Source organism: Streptomyces sp. YIM 130001 (assembly GCF_003574445.1).
Lineage (GTDB): Bacteria > Actinomycetota > Actinomycetes > Streptomycetales > Streptomycetaceae > Streptomyces.
This window is the reverse complement of sequence record NZ_KZ984555.1, coordinates 1-15,500: the sequence shown is the minus strand read 5'-3', so window position 1 is coordinate 15,500 and position 15,500 is coordinate 1. Positions and strand designations below refer to the sequence as shown.

Annotated in this window: 11 protein-coding genes; 8 read left to right on the top strand and 3 right to left on the bottom strand. The window is 72.4% G+C overall.

The window, feature by feature from the left end:
• The first annotated feature begins 4 nt into the window (after window positions 1–4).
• Complete coding sequence (locus tag DSC45_RS15620; RefSeq protein WP_119291309.1) at window positions 5–1,210, top strand: amidohydrolase family protein; 1,206 nt, start codon at window positions 5–7, stop codon at window positions 1,208–1,210.
• A 110-nt stretch (window positions 1,211–1,320) separates the two neighbouring features.
• Here DSC45_RS15620 and DSC45_RS15615 read toward each other — a convergent pair whose 3' ends face one another.
• On the bottom strand, window positions 1,321–1,971 hold the full coding sequence (locus tag DSC45_RS15615) for a GNAT family protein (RefSeq protein WP_119291307.1): 651 nt from the start codon (window positions 1,969–1,971) through the stop codon (window positions 1,321–1,323).
• Window positions 1,972–2,180: 209 nt separating this feature from the next.
• On the opposite strand from DSC45_RS15615, the gene lon reads away from it, so the two are divergent.
• On the top strand, window positions 2,181–4,625 hold the full coding sequence (gene lon / locus DSC45_RS15610) for an endopeptidase La (protein WP_119291305.1): 2,445 nt from the start codon (window positions 2,181–2,183) through the stop codon (window positions 4,623–4,625).
• Window positions 4,626–4,891: 266 nt separating this feature from the next.
• On the top strand, window positions 4,892–5,386 hold the full coding sequence (locus DSC45_RS15605; protein ID WP_119291303.1) for a MarR family winged helix-turn-helix transcriptional regulator: 495 nt from the start codon (window positions 4,892–4,894) through the stop codon (window positions 5,384–5,386).
• Window positions 5,387–5,419: 33 nt separating this feature from the next.
• Here the strand turns inward: DSC45_RS15605 and DSC45_RS15600 are convergent, their stop codons facing one another.
• A complete protein-coding gene (locus tag DSC45_RS15600) occupies window positions 5,420–6,265 on the bottom strand; it encodes a protein phosphatase 2C domain-containing protein (protein ID WP_119291301.1) in 846 nt (281 codons plus the stop codon).
• A gap of 368 nt (window positions 6,266–6,633) precedes the next feature.
• Between DSC45_RS15600 and DSC45_RS15595 the strand changes: the two genes are divergently transcribed.
• The 5 genes from DSC45_RS15595 (at window position 6,634) to DSC45_RS15575 (ending at window position 13,084) form a co-directional block, all read left to right on the top strand.
• Complete coding sequence (locus tag DSC45_RS15595) at window positions 6,634–10,218, top strand: sensor histidine kinase (protein WP_119291300.1); 3,585 nt, start codon at window positions 6,634–6,636, stop codon at window positions 10,216–10,218.
• A gap of 8 nt (window positions 10,219–10,226) precedes the next feature.
• Window positions 10,227–10,709 (top strand): roadblock/LC7 domain-containing protein, encoded by a 483-nt coding sequence (locus DSC45_RS15590; RefSeq protein WP_119291298.1) that lies wholly within the window; start codon window positions 10,227–10,229, stop codon window positions 10,707–10,709.
• Window positions 10,706–11,104 carry a DUF742 domain-containing protein gene (locus tag DSC45_RS15585; protein WP_119291296.1) on the top strand — a complete coding sequence of 133 codons (399 nt, stop codon included), beginning with the start codon at window positions 10,706–10,708 and terminating at the stop codon, window positions 11,102–11,104. The genes DSC45_RS15590 and DSC45_RS15585 overlap by 4 nt, the downstream gene beginning before the upstream one ends.
• On the top strand, window positions 11,085–11,714 hold the full coding sequence (locus DSC45_RS15580) for a GTP-binding protein (RefSeq protein WP_119291294.1): 630 nt from the start codon (window positions 11,085–11,087) through the stop codon (window positions 11,712–11,714). The genes DSC45_RS15585 and DSC45_RS15580 overlap by 20 nt, the downstream gene beginning before the upstream one ends.
• A gap of 98 nt (window positions 11,715–11,812) precedes the next feature.
• Window positions 11,813–13,084 carry a styrene monooxygenase/indole monooxygenase family protein gene (locus DSC45_RS15575; protein ID WP_119291292.1) on the top strand — a complete coding sequence of 424 codons (1,272 nt, stop codon included), beginning with the start codon at window positions 11,813–11,815 and terminating at the stop codon, window positions 13,082–13,084.
• Window positions 13,085–13,142: 58 nt separating this feature from the next.
• Here the strand turns inward: DSC45_RS15575 and DSC45_RS15570 are convergent.
• Window positions 13,143–15,500, bottom strand: a 2,358-nt coding sequence (locus DSC45_RS15570; protein WP_119291290.1) for an ABC transporter permease, incomplete at its 5' end; no start/stop codon positions are given.

Below are 15,500 nucleotides of genomic sequence, written 5' to 3'. Positions count from 1 at the left end.
TCACATGCTCATCCGTGACGTCCGCCCCTGGGGCGGCGAGCGCAGCGACGTCGAGCTCGACGGGGCCCGTATCGCCGCCGTCCGCCCGCACGACTCCTCGGCCGCGGCGCCCGACGGGTGCGTCGAGGGGCGCGGGCGGCTGCTGCTGCCGTCGTTCAGCGACGTCCACGTCCACCTGGACTCCACCAGGATCGGGCTGCCGTTCCGCCCGCACACCGGAGGCCCCGGGGTGTGGACGATGATGCTCAACGACCGCGCGCACTGGCGCGACGCCGAGGTCCCGCTGACCGAGCGGGTGGCCGGCACGCTGGAGCGCATGATCGCCCGCGGTACGACCCGGGTGCGGACGTACGCGCAGATCGACGTCGACTGCAAGCTGGAGAAGTTCGAGGCGGTCGTCGCCGCGAAGGAGAAGTACGGGCATCTCGCGGACGTCCAGATCATGGCGTTCCCGCAGGCGGGCATCCTGCGCGAGGCGGGTACCGCCGACTATCTGGAGGCCTCGCTCAAGGCGGGTGCGGACGTGATGGGCGGCATCGACCCGTGCACGCTCGACCGCGATCCGAAGGGGCATCTCGACGTGGTCTTCGCCCTGGCAGAGAAGTATCAGGTCGATGTCGACATCCATCTGCACGAGCCCGGGCACCTGGGGGTCTTCTCCACGGATCTGATCCTGGAGCGGACCAGGGCGCTGGGTATGCAGGGCCGGGTCACGATGTCGCATGCGTACGAGCTGGGTTCCGTCGACGAGGCCACGAGCCGGCGCCTGATCGAGGAGTTCGCCGAGCTCGACGTCTCGATGGCGACGGTCGCGCCGTCCGGGCGCGGGAGCCTTTCGCTCGTGGACCTGACCGAGGCGGGCGTACGGGTCGGGCTCGGCGAGGACGGGCAGCGGGACTACTGGAGCCCGTACGGCAACTGCGACATGCTCGACCGGTCGTGGCAGCTGGCCTTCACGCACAACTTCCGGCGTGACGAGCATGTGGAGATGTGCCTGGCCGTGGCGACGGTCGGCGGGGCCGGGATCATGGACGGCTCACTGGCGCGGCTCCGGGGCGTCGCGGATCGGCCGGGGGTCGCGGAGGGGGACCGGGGCGATCTTCTTCTGGTCGACGGGGAGACTCCGACGAGCGCGGTCATGGACCGCGGAGGGGACCGGACGGTGCTGCACGACGGGGTCGTCGTGGCGGACGGGCTGTCCTTGGTGTGACCTGCGCTGGGGGCGGGCCGCCGGGGATCGGCCTGGCGGCCCCGCCCTCGATCGCCGGACGAGCTCCGTCGGTCATCGAGCGCCCGACGGGCTGATCCGCACGACAGGCCCTACTTGCCCGGGCCGACGTACTTCGCATTGGTGAGGGGGGCCACCGTTTTCCAGCCGACCGCTTCGTAGAGGAGGCGGCCCTGTGGTGTGCAGGCGAGGACGGCGGTCTCGGCGCCGAGGGCGTGGGCCTCGCGCTGCAGGGTGTGCATGACCAGGGCCCCGAGGCCCCGGCGCTGGTGTGCCTCCGCCGTCTCGATCTGGTCGACGACGGCGCTCGCGCCCGTAGGGGCGATCTGGCCGCGGGACGCCCAGTCGCCGTCAGCGTCGGTGACCAGGCAGCGGAAGACGCCGCCGCGGGTCCAGGTGCGGAGGTGGTAGCCGGCCGGGACGGTGCCTGGTGTGGCTGGGCCCAGGCGGGTGGTCATGAGGTGGTCGCCGGAGCCGAAGGGCTCCCAGCCGGGGGCGAGCCACGGCACGACGCGTTCCGGCTCCTCGAAGACCTTGAGCTGCATGCCGGTGGCGCGTGTCGTCGCGGTGACCTTGCGTACGTCGGCCTCGCGCACCGCGTCGCCCGTACCGGCGAAGACGTGGCGCCCCACGTGCTGCGGCAGGCCGACGTCGATCGTGTAGCCCCAGGGTTCGACGACCGGCGGCGCGGCGCCGCGCGAGACGACCCATCCGTCGACCCAGGCCCTCACGGCGTTCTCCATGCTTTCCATCCCGGGTGCTCAGCGGCGGCGTGTGCGCCGGTAACGGGTCACGGCCGCCTGTAATAGGTAACGGCCAGGAAGGAACCTTACGCACGCGGCTTGGCGAGTCGGGAGAGGCGATCGCTCAGAGCGAACGGGGCCTCGGGAACATCCGACGGCTCTCCTGCATTGAGTCGGTATAGCTCAACTTGATTGCCGAAGGGGAGATCATGCCTGCTGAGTCCGCCAAGCCCAACGCACCGCTCACCCTGCCCGTGCTGCCGCTCGACGACGAGGTCGTACTGCCCGGCATGGTGGTGCCCCTCGATCTGAACGACACCGAGGTACGAGCCGCGGTGGAGGCCGCCCAGGCGGCGGCCCGCTCCAGTGGTCCCGATGGGGGTAGCAAGCCGCAGGTGCTGCTTGTTCCGCGTATCGACGGCACATACGCCAACACCGGCGTGCTCGGCATCGTCGAGCAGGTCGGCCGTCTCGCCGACGGCGACCCCGGCGCCCTGATCCGAGGCCGCGACCGCGTCCGGATCGGCGCGGGCACGACGGGGAACGGCGCCGCCCTGTGGGTCGAGGGCCTCACCGTCGAAGAGACGGTCCCCGAGCCCCTGCCCGGATCCGTCACCGAGCTCGTCACCGAATACAAGGCACTCGCCACCGACTGGCTGAAGAAGCGCGGCGCCTGGCAGATCGTGGACCGAGTCCAGCAGATCGACGGCGTCTCCGCTCTCGCCGACAACTCCGGATACTCGCCGTTCCTGAGCACCGCCCAGAAGGTGGAACTCCTGGAGACCGCCGACCCGGTCGCGCGACTCAAGCTCGCCACCGAGCAGCTGCGCGAACACCTCGCCGAGCAGGACGTGGCCGAGAGCATCGCCAAGGACGTCCAGGAGGGCGTCGACAAGCAGCAGCGCGAGTTCCTGCTCCGCCGCCAGCTGGAAGCCGTCCGCAAGGAACTGCGCGGCCTGAACGGCGACGCGTCGGACTCCGCCGAGGAGTCGGACGACTACCGCGCCCGCGTCGAGGCCGCCGACCTGCCCGAACACGTCCGCGAGGCGGCCCTCAAGGAGGTCGAGAAGCTGGAGCGCGCCAGCGACCAGTCGCCCGAGGGCTCCTGGATCAGGACCTGGCTCGACACCGTCCTCGAACTCCCCTGGGAGGAAAGGACCGAGGACGCCTACGACATCCGCGGCGCGCAGGAGGTGCTCGACGCCGAGCACGCCGGCCTCGAGGACGTGAAGGAGCGCATCACCGAGTACCTGGCGGTCCGCAAGCGCCGTACCGACCGCGGCCTCGGAGTCGTGGGCGGCCGCCGCGGCGGCGCCGTGCTCGCGCTCGTCGGCCCGCCCGGCGTGGGCAAGACCTCGCTCGGTGAGTCCGTGGCGCACGCGATGGGCCGCAAGTTCGTCCGCGTCGCCCTCGGCGGTGTCCGGGACGAGGCGGAGATCCGCGGTCACCGGCGCACCTACGTGGGCGCGCTGCCGGGCCGGATCGTACGGGCGATCAAGGAGGCCGGCTCGATGAACCCGGTCGTCCTGCTCGACGAGATCGACAAGGTCGGCTCCGACTTCCGCGGCGACCCCGCCGCGGCCCTGCTCGAAGTCCTCGACCCGGCGCAGAACCACACCTTCCGCGACCACTACCTGGAGGTCGAACTCGACCTCAGCGACGTGGTGTTCCTGGCCACCGCGAACGTCCTGGAGTCCATCCCGGAGGCCCTGCTCGACCGTATGGAGCTGGTCCGCCTGGACGGCTACACCGAGGACGAGAAGGTCGTCATCGCCCGCGACCACCTGCTGCCGCGGCAGCTCGACCGCGCGGGCCTGAAGGACGACGAGGTGGCTCTGGACGAGTCGGCCCTGCGCAAGCTGGCCGGCGAGTACACCCGGGAGGCGGGCGTACGGAACCTGGAGCGTTCGGTCGGACGGCTGCTCCGCAAGGTCGCGGCCCAGCACGAACTCGGCGAGCGGGAACTGCCGTTCACGGTCAAGGACGAGGATCTGCGCGCACTCATCGGGCGCCCGCACCACGTGCCGGAGTCCGCACAGGACCCGGCCGAGCGGCGCACCGCGGTGCCCGGTGTGGCCACCGGCCTCGCCGTCACCGGCGCAGGGGGTGACGTCCTCTACGTGGAGGCCTCGCTCGCCGACCCGGAGACCGGCGCCTCGGGGCTGACCCTGACCGGTCAGCTCGGTGACGTGATGAAGGAGTCCGCGCAGATCGCGCTCTCCTTCCTGCGCTCGCGCGGCGCGGAGCTGGAGCTGCCGGTCGCCGACCTGAAGGAACGGGGTGTGCACATCCACTTCCCGGCGGGCGCGGTCCCCAAGGACGGCCCGAGCGCCGGCGTCACCATGACCACCGCTCTCGCCTCGCTGCTCTCCGGCCGTCAGGTGCGTACCGATGTGGCGATGACCGGTGAGGTCTCGCTGACCGGCCGGGTCCTGCCGATCGGTGGCGTCAAGCAGAAGCTGCTCGCCGCGCACCGCGCCGGGGTCACCACGGTGGTCATCCCGAAGCGGAACGAGGCGGACCTGGACGACGTACCCGCCGAGGTCCTCGACAAGCTGGAGGTCCACCCGGTGACCGACGTCCGGCAGGTGCTCGAACTGGCCCTCGCCCCGGCGACACAGGACGCCGCGCCGGAGGTCCCGGTCGCGGCCTGAGCGAAGCGTTCCGTCAGGTCGTGGCGAGCGAGCGGCGGTGACCGGCGTGCGGCGGCCGTGACGTGACGGAATCGGCCGGCGCATGAAGGACGGCCCGGTACCCGGTGACAACCCGGGTGCCGGGCCGTTGCCTGTGTACGGGCGGGCCGTCCCGAGGTGCGGAGTGCGGCGCCGTGGCTTTCGGCAGCCATACGCTGCGAAATACTTGCCGGGCCGCGGCGAACGGCCGTACCTGGCGGAAACTTTGAAGGATGGAAACAGGATTCATGGCTGCTGACGTGCGGGAGAGCGGTCCGGGCGGGGAGCCCGGGGGCTCCGGGAACGCCGGTATGGACCCCGCGTTCCTCGCGCTGGAACGCGAGTTGACGATCTTCCTGCGCCGCGCCCGGGCCTCGTCCGGCGAGATGGCACGGGAGGTCCACCCCGACCTCGAACCCGCCGCGTACGGCCTGCTCGGCCGTCTGGAGCGGACGGGGCCGCAGCGGGCCACGGACCTCGCCGCGTTCATCGGCGTCGGCAAGGCGACGATGAGCCGGCAGCTGCGCGGGCTCGAGCAACTCGGTCTGGTGGCTCGCGAGCCCGACCCCGTCGACGGGCGCGCGTCGCTGCTCCGGCTCACCGAGGAGGGACGGGAGCGCTTCCGTGTCGTACGGGACGCGCGGCGCGAGCGCTACATCCGCAAGCTGGCCGACTGGGACCGCCTCGAGGTCGCCGAACTGGCCCGGCTTCTCGGCCAGTTGAACGAGCGCTCCGGGGACTGACGCCCTCGGGCGGCGCGCCGGAACCCCGGACCGTCAGAGCGCGACGAACACCGCCGCCGCGTCGTCGTGCTGCTTGCCGCGGGGGAACGCCGTACCGTCCGGGTCCGCGAGCTCCAGCTCCCTGACCCGGTCGATGAGGCGCTGCGGCCCCTCCTTGTCCAGCACGCCGAAGCAGTCCGTCCAGTCGCCCTCGCGGAACTTCTCGACCCAGCGGGTCGCACCGTCGCTCAGCGCGGCGAAGGCCCGGACCCGGGAGTGCGGAAGCGTCCCGGCCACCGCACGGCCCGCCACCGACGGGTCGGCCGCGGCGGTGTGGAAACCGCCCTCCGCGTTGCGCAGCGCCTCCACCAGGCCGACGTACTCCCGGCCCGCCGCGTCCCGTTCGGCCGAGCCCTCGGGCAGGGCGCGCACGGCGGTCCGCGCGGCGGCGATGTGCGGCGGCAGCGTCGCGAGGCGCTCGTCGAGGACGGGGGTGACCGTGCCGTCCGGGGCCTGCACGAGCAGCGCGGAGTCCGACAGGACGAGGTACTCGACCCGCTCCGCGTCCCAGCGCGCGAGCACCACGGTTGCCTGCGGCGTACGCGGGTGAGAAAGGTCACAGGTGTCCCGATGGGCGTCCGCAGTACGGGAAATGGCCGCCGCGAGAACGCCCGGCAACCCCATGTCCCGCCGCGAAACGGACAGTTCGCCCAGAGCTCCGCCGAGTCGTGCCGTGAACCAGGTGACGGAATGCAGACATCCGTCGTCCTCGCGCGGTGGAGTCACGCCGTCGAGCAGGACCAGTGATCCGCCCTGCCCGGAAGCGGGGAGCGCCACCGCGGCGTAGTCCTCGTTGGGGTGCTCGGGGCGGCCCGGCTCCGTGGCCAGTTCGATACGCATGTGAGCCAGTCTGCACGAGGCCTTCACAGGGCCGGGAGCAGGCCTGTACCAGCAGGTCATCCGGGGAATCTGCACCGGATTGAACCCTTCCGGAAATCTGGGTGGGGCATCCTGCCAAAGGTCTCCCGGCCCGTCCAACCGGCGCTCCGGCAGGGCCTCGTGAGTCTGCCTCAGGGACTTGCCCGTCCACTCGCGTCGATGTTCACTCCTTCGGGTGGCGGGTCGGACGATGGGCGACCACGTGTCAGGCGCACTGGAAGGGTCGTGGCCCGTACCGGGTGTGTCCGATCCGGAGATCGGTACTGACCGACCGGCGGTCCCTACTGACCGTCCCTCACCTGGGCCTGGGCAGACGAGTACTTCAAGAAATGCGAGCACCGGTGCAGAAGAAGCGGCTTCGGGGCAAGGGCGACACCGGCGCGGAACGACCCGAGGGCGAGGCCGCCGGTGGGCGGGCCGTGCGCGTACGCAGTCGGCTCGTCATCGCCGTGGCCGTCGTGGCGGCCACCGTGGCGGGGGCCGGTGCGCCCGCGATCGTCGGGGCCTCGTCCGAGCTGAGCGAGTCGCAGCGGCTCGTCACGCTCGCCGAACTCACCCAGCAGTCCGTCACCCTGGCCCACTCGCTGGCCGACGAACGCGACGAGGTCACCTCGTACATCGCGGCCGGCCGGCCGGAGGGCAAGGGACTCACCGAGAGCCGCAGCGGCCGCGTCGACCGGCAGATCACCGAGATCCGCGGCGCGGCACCGGCCGGACTGCGCGACGACCTGGACTCGATCGCCACGGTCCGCCGGGGAGCCCTCACCGGCAAGCAACAGGCTCTCGACGCGCACACCTCGTACACCGAGGCCATCGGTGAACTGCACGCGCTCGCCGCCGATCTGGCGGACGAGATGCCGCCGAGGGCGGGCGGCGGGCGCCAGGCGCTCGCCGATCTGGATCGCGCCGTCGAGCAGGGCGCAGCCGCCCGCGGCCTGCTGCTCGCCGCCTTCGCCACACCGCGCCCCGAACCGGCCACCAGCATCGACCCGGTCACCGGGCTGCCGGTCACCTCGACCGCCGCCACCCCCGACGACCGCCGCAGGGACGCGCTCAGCGCCGCCGCGCAGCAGGCCCGGGTACGCGAACAGGCCGCGCTCGCCGACTTCCTGCAGGACGCGCCGCGCGCCGACCGCGACCGGCTCGAGTCGACCGTCAGCGGCCCCGAGGTCGCCACCGCCGAGAAGTACCTGGCCCGGCTCACCGACCAGCCGTCGCTCTCCGACACCGAACTGGGCTTCAACCCGACGAAGGTCGACAGTGCGCTGTCCGCCCGTATCGAGCAGATGCGCGGCGTGGAGAACCGCCTCGCCGCCGACCGCACCGAGGCCCTGGCCCAGCTGCGCGACGACGACGTCACCGCGCTCGAACTGCGTATCGCGCTCGTCGGCGTCCTGCTGCTCGTCGCCGTCGGCGTCTCGACGGGTGTGGCCCGCACGCTGACCCGCCCGCTCGCCGTGCTGCGGCTCGGCTCCGCCCGGCTCGCCGAATTCGCCGAACAAGGCGGCAAGGACGGCAAGGACGGCAAGGACGGCGGCGAATCCGTCGAGCCGATCCGGTTCACCGGGCGCAACGACGAGTTCGCCGCCGTGGTCCGCTCGGTGAACGCCCTGCACGAGCATGGCGCCCGCATGCGGGAACGCATCGGCGTCCTGGAGGGCGACCGCAAGCACCTGATCGGCCAGCGGGAGAAGCTCGCCGACGAGCGCGAGGAGCTGCGCGCCCAGCTCGCCGAGGCCGGCAGTGAGCTGGACCGGGCCCGCCGGAGCATCAACACCACGTTCGTCAGCCTGGCCCTGCGCACCCTCGGCCTGGTGGAACGCCAACTGGCCGTCATCGAGCAGCTGGAAGAACGCGAGCAGGACCCCGACCGGCTCTCCACCCTCTTCAAGCTCGACCACTTCGCCACCGTCATGCGCCGGCACAGCGAGAACCTGCTCGTCCTGGCCGGCGCCGAGCACAAGCACACCCACCCGGGCCCGGTGCCGCTCATCGATGTGGCACGGGCGGCGGTCAGCGAGATCGAGCGGTACGAGCGGGTACGGATCGCCACGCTGCCGCCGCACGCGCACATCGCCGGGTTCGCCGCGGACGACCTGAGCCACCTGGTCGCCGAACTCCTGGAGAACGCCACCACGTTCTCGCCGCCGGACGCCCAGGTGGAGATCTCCGGCTGGCTCCTGGAGAGCGGTGAGGTGATGCTCTCCGTCCAGGACGAGGGCATCGGCATGACCGACGAGCGGCTCGAGGTGCTCAACGCCCGCCTCAGCGACTTCGACCCGACGGCGACCTACGACGCCGAGGGCGGCGACGGGCTCGGACTCGGCCTGTACGTGGTGGCCAGGCTCGCGGCCCGGCACGGCACCCGGGTCCAGCTCCGCGACCAGAAGCAGGGCGGGGTCGCGGCGGTGGTCGTGCTGCCCAAGGCGATACTGGCCGCGGCGCCGGAGGGCGGGGTGCCGCCCCGGCACGCGCCCGTCGCGGGCGCGGCGCCGGCCATGCATCTGCCCGGCTCCGAGGCCGAGGTCAACTCCAATGTCCTCACCGGTCGTTCGGCGAACCGCGTGGAGACGGACGGGGCGGAGACGGACGGGGCGGAGACGGACGCGGCGACCGGCGAGGTTCCGGGCGAGGCGGCCGATGCCGACGGCATCGAGTCCGACGCCCACGGCCCCGTGTCCGACGCCCACAGCCCCGAGCCCGGGAGCGACGCTCCCGAGCCGGCGCGGGCGGACGGCGTGGACGGTCCCGCGGCCCCCGGCGAGGACCCGCTGATCGCCGCCGCGGAGGCTGCGGTGCGGTCGGCCGAGGCGGCCGATGCGGATGAGGCGGCCGATGCGGATGAGGCCGTACTCGACGACGTCGGCCCGATGACTGACGAGACCGGTTCGGGCCACTCCGCAGCAGGGGAGGGCGACGAGGAACTCCCGTCGGCCGAAGGCACCTTGTCGTCAGCGGAGGACGGCATCCCGGCCTCCGAGCTGACGCTCCAGCTGATGGCGCCGATCGATCCGGACGCGCCGGAGCCGGATGCGGACTCCGTGCAGGACCGGGCGGGTGCGGATACGGCGCATGCCGCGGACGTGGAGGCCGGCTTCGCGCCGGGCTCCGGCGCAGCGGCCGCGGAAGCCCGAGGTGACGACGACGCCTTCGGCGACGACGCCCCCGACACCACCTCGCTCCGGCCCACACCGGTCGTGCCGGCCCCGCGCACCCCCGATCGCACCACCACCGGATTCGGCACCGCGGACCTCACGCGCGCCTTCACCCGCGAGCCCGAGCCGGTAGTCGAACCGGCCGCCGAACCGGCCGTGGAACCCGCCGCCGAGCCGGCCCCCGCGCGCGCCGCGGAGACCACACCCGAGCCCGACTCCACGCCCGACGGCACCGACGACGACGCGGACCGCCCCGGCTCCCCGGACCGCTCCGGCGGAGCCCTCGCCCCCCGCATCCCCGCGGCCCGCTCCGGCGAACAGGCCGATTCCGGCGTGCAGTCGGACCGGTCGCCGCAGCCTGGACCCAGGGTCACCGCCAAGGGCCTGCCCAAGCGCACCCCGAAGATCTCCGCCCCCGTACCCGCTCCCGCACAGCCGGGCGCCGGCAGCGTCGACGCGGAGGCGCTGCGGCGCCGGCTCGGCGGCTTCCGCCGCGGAGCCATGGCCGGCCGCCGCGACGTGGAGGCGGAACTCGCGGCCGACCCGGACGGCAGCACCGCCGCGCCCGATGCCGGGAACCGCACGACCGAGACCACCCACCCCGGAACCACCCCCGAAACAGGGGGCGAGCCCAGGGAACTGCCGGGCACCGAAGGACACGTGGGGCCCGACGAGCCAGACACCGCGGCGCAGCCGACCACTGCCGCCGCCGAGACCGCACCGACCGACGGGGATCCAGTCGAGGAGGCACGCAGTTGACTGCGCCCATGCGTACGTCCGGCACCCCGAGTACGTACAGCAGCCAGGCGAGAAATCTGCACTGGCTGCTGACCAACCTGGTCGAGGAGGTGCCAGGGCTGCACTCCGTCGCGGTGGTGTCCTCCGACGGGTTGCTCCTGCTGTCGTCCGACCCCGGGAGGCACACCGAGGAGCGCGCCGGCAACTCCGAGGGCCCCAAGGGATCGAGCGCCGATCTCGCCACGATCGTCTCCGGCATCGGCAGCCTGACGCTCGGCGCCGCCAAGCTGATGGACGGCGGCGGCATCAAGCAGACGATGGTCGCGATGGCGGAGGGCAGCCTCTTCGTCACCGCGATCAGCGACGGTTCGCTGCTCGGCGTGCACGCCACCCCGGACTGCGACATGAGCGTGGTCGCGTACCACATGGCACTCTTCGTGGGACGTGCCGGACACGTCCTCACCCCCGAACTCCGCAGCGAGCTGCGCCAGTCGATGGAGAACGCCCAGTGAGTACCGCCCGGCTCCCGGTGCGCGGCGCCGACCGCAAGCCCGCCCGCGTACGCCCCTATTCACTCACCGGCGGCCGTACCCGCTTCGGTCATGTGCTGCTCGTCGAGACCTTCGTCGCCGCTCTCGAGGCGCCCGAGGAGCGGCTCGAGCTGGCCAACAGCCCGGCAGGCGCCCGGATCATGCCCGAGATGCGGGCGATCGTGGAGCTGTGCCGCCGGATGCGCACCGTCGCCGAGGTCGCGGCGCTGCTCAGAATGCCGCTCGGCGTGGTCCGCGTACTGCTCAGCGACCTCGCCGACCAGGGAAGAATCCGGGTGTACGGAACCGGCCACGGGCCGGGACAGCCGGACCGCGCTCTCCTCGAAAGGGTGCTCAGTGGACTCCGCCGTCTCTGATCTGCTGCCGGACGCCGAGGCCGCGGAAGAGGGCGCGCAGGCCTGGCAGACCGACCACACCAGAGCCCCCATATCGACGAAGATCGTGGTGGCCGGAGGCTTCGGGGTCGGCAAGACCACCCTGGTCCGGTCCGTCTCCGAGATCACCCCGCTGCAGACCGAGGCCCTGATGACCTCGGCCAGCGAGGACACCGACGACCTCACCTCGACACCGGACAAGACGACCACCACGGTCGCCATGGACTTCGGACGCATCACGCTCGACGACGACCTGGTGCTCTACCTGTTCGGTACACCGGGCCAGCAGCGTTTCTGGTTCATGTGGGACGACCTGGTGCGCGGTGCGATCGGCGCGGTCGTACTCGCCGACACCCGGCGCCTCGAGGACTGCTTCCCCGCCCTCGACTACTTCGAGAGCTCCGGTATCGCCTACGTGGTGGCGGTCAACCACTTCGAGGGCACCGAGCGTTTCGAGGCCGAGGACGTGCGCGAGGCCCTGACCGTACGTCCCGAGATCCCCGTTGTGATCATGGACGCACGCAAACGCTTCCCGGTCGTCGAGACTCTGCTCGCCCTGGTCGGCCACGCCCTGGACGTCACCCCCGAATAGGCGTGTCCTGACCGTACGGGGCACACCCGGGCGTCCTGACCCGACCAGGGCGCCGCCCCGACGCCGTCCAGCACCAGCATCCCTAGGAGAACCCGCCCATGCGGAAGATACTTGTCGTCGGAGCCGGCCAGTCCGGGCTCCAGCTCGCCCTCGGCCTGCAGTCCAAGGGCTACGAGGTCACCTTGATGTCCAACCGCACGGCCGACGAGATCCGTTCGGGCCGTGTGATGTCGACGCAGTGCATGTTCCACACCGCCCTGCAGCACGAGCGCGACCTCGGCCTGAACTTCTGGGAGAGCCAGGCCCCGCGCATCGAGGGCCTCGGTGTCTCGGTGGCCGGCCCGACCGGCGAGCAGCCCGGCACCACGCCCCGCGTCATCGACTGGGTCGGCAAGCTCGACGGCTACGCCCAGTCCGTCGACCAGCGGCTGAAGATGGCCGGCTGGATGGAGACCTTCGCCCAGCGCGGCGGTCAGCTCGTCATCCACGGTGCGGCCGTCTCCGACCTCGACTACTTCGCCCGCACCTACGACCTGGTGCTGGTCTCGGCGGGCAAGGGCGAGCTGGTCTCCATGTTCGGCCGCGACGCCTCCCGTTCGCCGTACGCCGAGCCGCAGCGCGCACTCGCGGTCGCGTACGTGCACGGGCTCGCGCCGCGTCCCGAGCACCCCGACTACGAAGCGGTGCGCTGCAACCTCGTACCCGGGGTCGGCGAGCTGTTCATCATGCCGATCGTGACGATGTCCGGCACCGGACACACGCTGTTCTGGGAAGGCGTGCCCGGCGGCCCGCTCGACGTGTTCCAGAACATCAAGGATCCGGCCGAACACCTCTCGGTCACCCTGGAGTTGATGGAGAAGTTCGTGCCGTGGGAGTACGCCCGCGCCACCAAGGTCGAACTCACCGACGCGGCAGGCACGTTGGCCGGACGCTACGCACCGACCGTGCGCAACCCGATCGGCCGGCTGCCTTCCGGAGGGCTGGTCCTGGGTGTCGGCGACGTCGTCGTCGCCAACGACCCGATCACCGGCCAGGGCTCCAACTCGGCGTCCAAGTGCGCCGCTTCGTATCTCGACTCGATCGTGGAGCGCGGTGACGAGCCGTTCGACGAGGCCTGGATGCAGTCGGCGTTCGACCGCTACTGGGACACCGCCCAGCACGTCACCAAGTGGACCAACGCGATGCTCGGCCCCCCGCCGGAGCACGTCCTCAACCTGATCGGAGCGGGCGGCGACCTCCAGCCCATCGCCGACCGCTTCGCCAACGGCTTCAACGACCCGGCCGACTTCGAGAACTTCTTCTACGAGCCGGCGCTCACCGAGGCGTACATCGGCGAGGTGGCCGGTCAGGCACAGCAGGACGCCGTCTGAGCACGGGTACGGGGCGGGAGCCCGGCAGCATGCCGGATTCCCGCCCCGTACGCACGCGCTAAGACCGGCGGCGCATCGTCGCCCGCGCGGGCAGCGTCACGGCCAGCAGCGCCAGGCCGCCCGCGGCAGCCGCGAAGAGGCCGTAGAGCAACGGCGGCACGTAAGGCGCCTCGCCGGTCATCCCGCGCATCATCGGGATCAGCGTGGCCGCGGCGATCGCCGAGCCGATGACGACACCGACCGTGGACACCAGCAGACCCTCCCAGCGAAGCATCCCGAGCACCTGGCGCCGCGTGGAGCCGACCAGGCGCAGCGTGCCCAGCTCGCGGCGGCGGTCGAGGACGGTCATCACCAGGGTGTTGACGGCGGCGATCGCGGCGAAGCCGCCGAGGACCGCGGCCATGGTGTTGTTGCTCCAGGCGCCCAGCTTCGCGTCCAGGTTCTGCTCGGTGGCGTAGCCGGAGGCGTCGGTGACCCGGCCGAGCGGGGCGAGGTCCTGTGCGTCTCCGCCGCGTACCAGGAGCGTGCTGTCGAAGCCGGAGCCGACGTGCCCGGCGAGCGCGTCCCGGTCCATGGTCACCGTGGCCAGGCCCAGCCCGCGGCCGTAGACCGCGACGACTTCGGGACTGACCTCGGTGCCGTCCGGGAGGTAGAGCGGGAGCCGGTCGCCGACGCCCGCGTCCGCCGAGTTCGACAGGCTGCGGTCGATGGCGATACGGCCCTTGCCGAGCCGGTCGAGACTGCCGTCGGTGACGTCCAGGTCCTGCACCTGCCCGAGTTCGGCGCCGGATCCGCCGACGCCCTGGGTCGCCGCGCCCTGCAGCGACTTGAACTCGCCGGAGCCGACCGGCACAAGGACCTGGGTGTTCAGCAGGCCGACCGCCGCGTCCACGCCCGGTGCTCGTCCGGCCTGCGCCGCCGCGTCCACCGGGAGCCCGGCCGGGTCCGTCACCACGTGGTCCGCGGTGATGCCGGCACGCAGCTGCTCGTCGGCGATGTGGTTCTCGCTGGTGTGCATGAAGACGAGCGTCGAGGCGAAGGCCATGGCGAGCACGATCGGGGTGATCGCGGAGGCCAACCGGCGTGCGTTCGTGCGGGAGTTGGCGGCCGCCAGCTCGGCGGCCGGTCCCGCGCCGCGCAGCGGCAGGCCGAACAGGCCCGCACACAGGCGTGCCACGAGCGGGCCGAGCAGGCCGACGGCGAGCATGAAGAGCATCACGACACCCAGCGAGGCGCCGGCCGCGTCGTCACCGGCCGAGCGGGCCGAGACGCCGGTGAGGATCGTGCCGCCGACGAGGGCGCCGATGCCGAGGACCGTGCGGACGACGCCCGGCCGCAGCCGTTCCACCGATGCCGCGGCCAGCGCCTGGCCCGGCTTGGTCTTCGCCGGCCTGCGCCCGGCCATCCAGCCGGCGCCGAGCGCGGTGAGCAGGCCCATGACGACGGCGGCGAGCAGCGGGAGCGCGGTGACATGGATCTGCACGGCCTCCGGGATCGCGCCGCGTTCCTTCAGCTGCCCGAACCACCAGTGCGCGAGCCCGATGCCGGGCAGGCAGCCGATGATTCCGGCGAGCGGTGCGACGAGCAGGGCCTCGGAGGCGACCGCGCGGCGGATCTGTCGCGGGGTGGCGCCGACGGCGCGCAACAGGGCGAATTCGCGAGCCCGTTGACCGACGGACAGCGCGACGGTCCCGGCGGCGGTGAAGACCGCGACGATGGCGGCGATACCTCCGAAGGAGCCGCCGATACCGAAGAGCGTGTCCTTGGCGTAGCCGAGGCCCGGGTCCTCGATGGCGCCGCGGTCGTCGCCGGTGTGCACGTCGGCGCCGGAGCCGGCCAGTGCCTTGCCGACGGATCCGGCGAGCGCGTCCGCGTGCGTGCCGTCCTTCGCCAGCACGGCGATGGCGTCCGCCTTGCCCGGGTGACCGGCGAGGGTGGCGGCCTGCGCGTCCGGGAACCAGGCCAGGGCGCCCGCGGCGCCGGTGTCCCGGTCGGTCTCGGCGGATCCGGCCTCGGCCAGGCCCGCGATACGGAAGTCCCGCTGTCCGGCCGCGGTCCCGAGCGTGACGGTGTCGCCCACGTCGGCCTTCGCGGCACGGGCCGTACCCGCGTCGAGTACGACCTCGCCCGCGCCGGGCGCGGAGCCGGCGGCCAGTTCCGTACCCGTGAAGGCGTGCGAGCCCCATCCGTGGCCGGTCAGCGCGCCGCCCGGAACGGGCAGGTCACGGGCGCCGGAGGCGGACCCCGCTGCCGTGTCGGCCGTGTGCACGGGGAAGGTGAAGTCGGGTACGGCGGCCGCCGCGCCCGGCGCGCGAGCCGCCTTCGCCGCGAGGCCGGTGTCGACCCGTGCCGTGTCCGGCAGCGGGACCGCTTCCTCCTCGCGGTCCTCGCCACTGCCCGTGACGATGTACTCGTA

Bases quoted from the DNA above. Each gene is read 5' to 3' on its own strand.
- lon (WP_119291305.1), top strand. From the start codon at position 2,181: ATGCCTGCTGAGTCCGCCAAGCCCAACGCACCGCTCACCCTGCCCGTG.
- DSC45_RS15595 (WP_119291300.1), top strand. From the start codon at position 6,634: ATGCGAGCACCGGTGCAGAAGAAGCGGCTTCGGGGCAAGGGCGACACC.
- DSC45_RS15620 (WP_119291309.1), top strand. From the start codon at position 5: ATGCTCATCCGTGACGTCCGCCCCTGGGGCGGCGAGCGCAGCGACGTC.
- DSC45_RS15615 (WP_119291307.1), bottom strand. From the start codon at position 1,971: ATGGAGAACGCCGTGAGGGCCTGGGTCGACGGATGGGTCGTCTCGCGC.
- DSC45_RS15575 (WP_119291292.1), top strand. From the start codon at position 11,813: ATGCGGAAGATACTTGTCGTCGGAGCCGGCCAGTCCGGGCTCCAGCTC.
- DSC45_RS15600 (WP_119291301.1), bottom strand. From the start codon at position 6,265: ATGCGTATCGAACTGGCCACGGAGCCGGGCCGCCCCGAGCACCCCAAC.
- DSC45_RS15605 (WP_119291303.1), top strand. From the start codon at position 4,892: ATGGCTGCTGACGTGCGGGAGAGCGGTCCGGGCGGGGAGCCCGGGGGC.
- DSC45_RS15590 (WP_119291298.1), top strand. From the start codon at position 10,227: ATGCGTACGTCCGGCACCCCGAGTACGTACAGCAGCCAGGCGAGAAAT.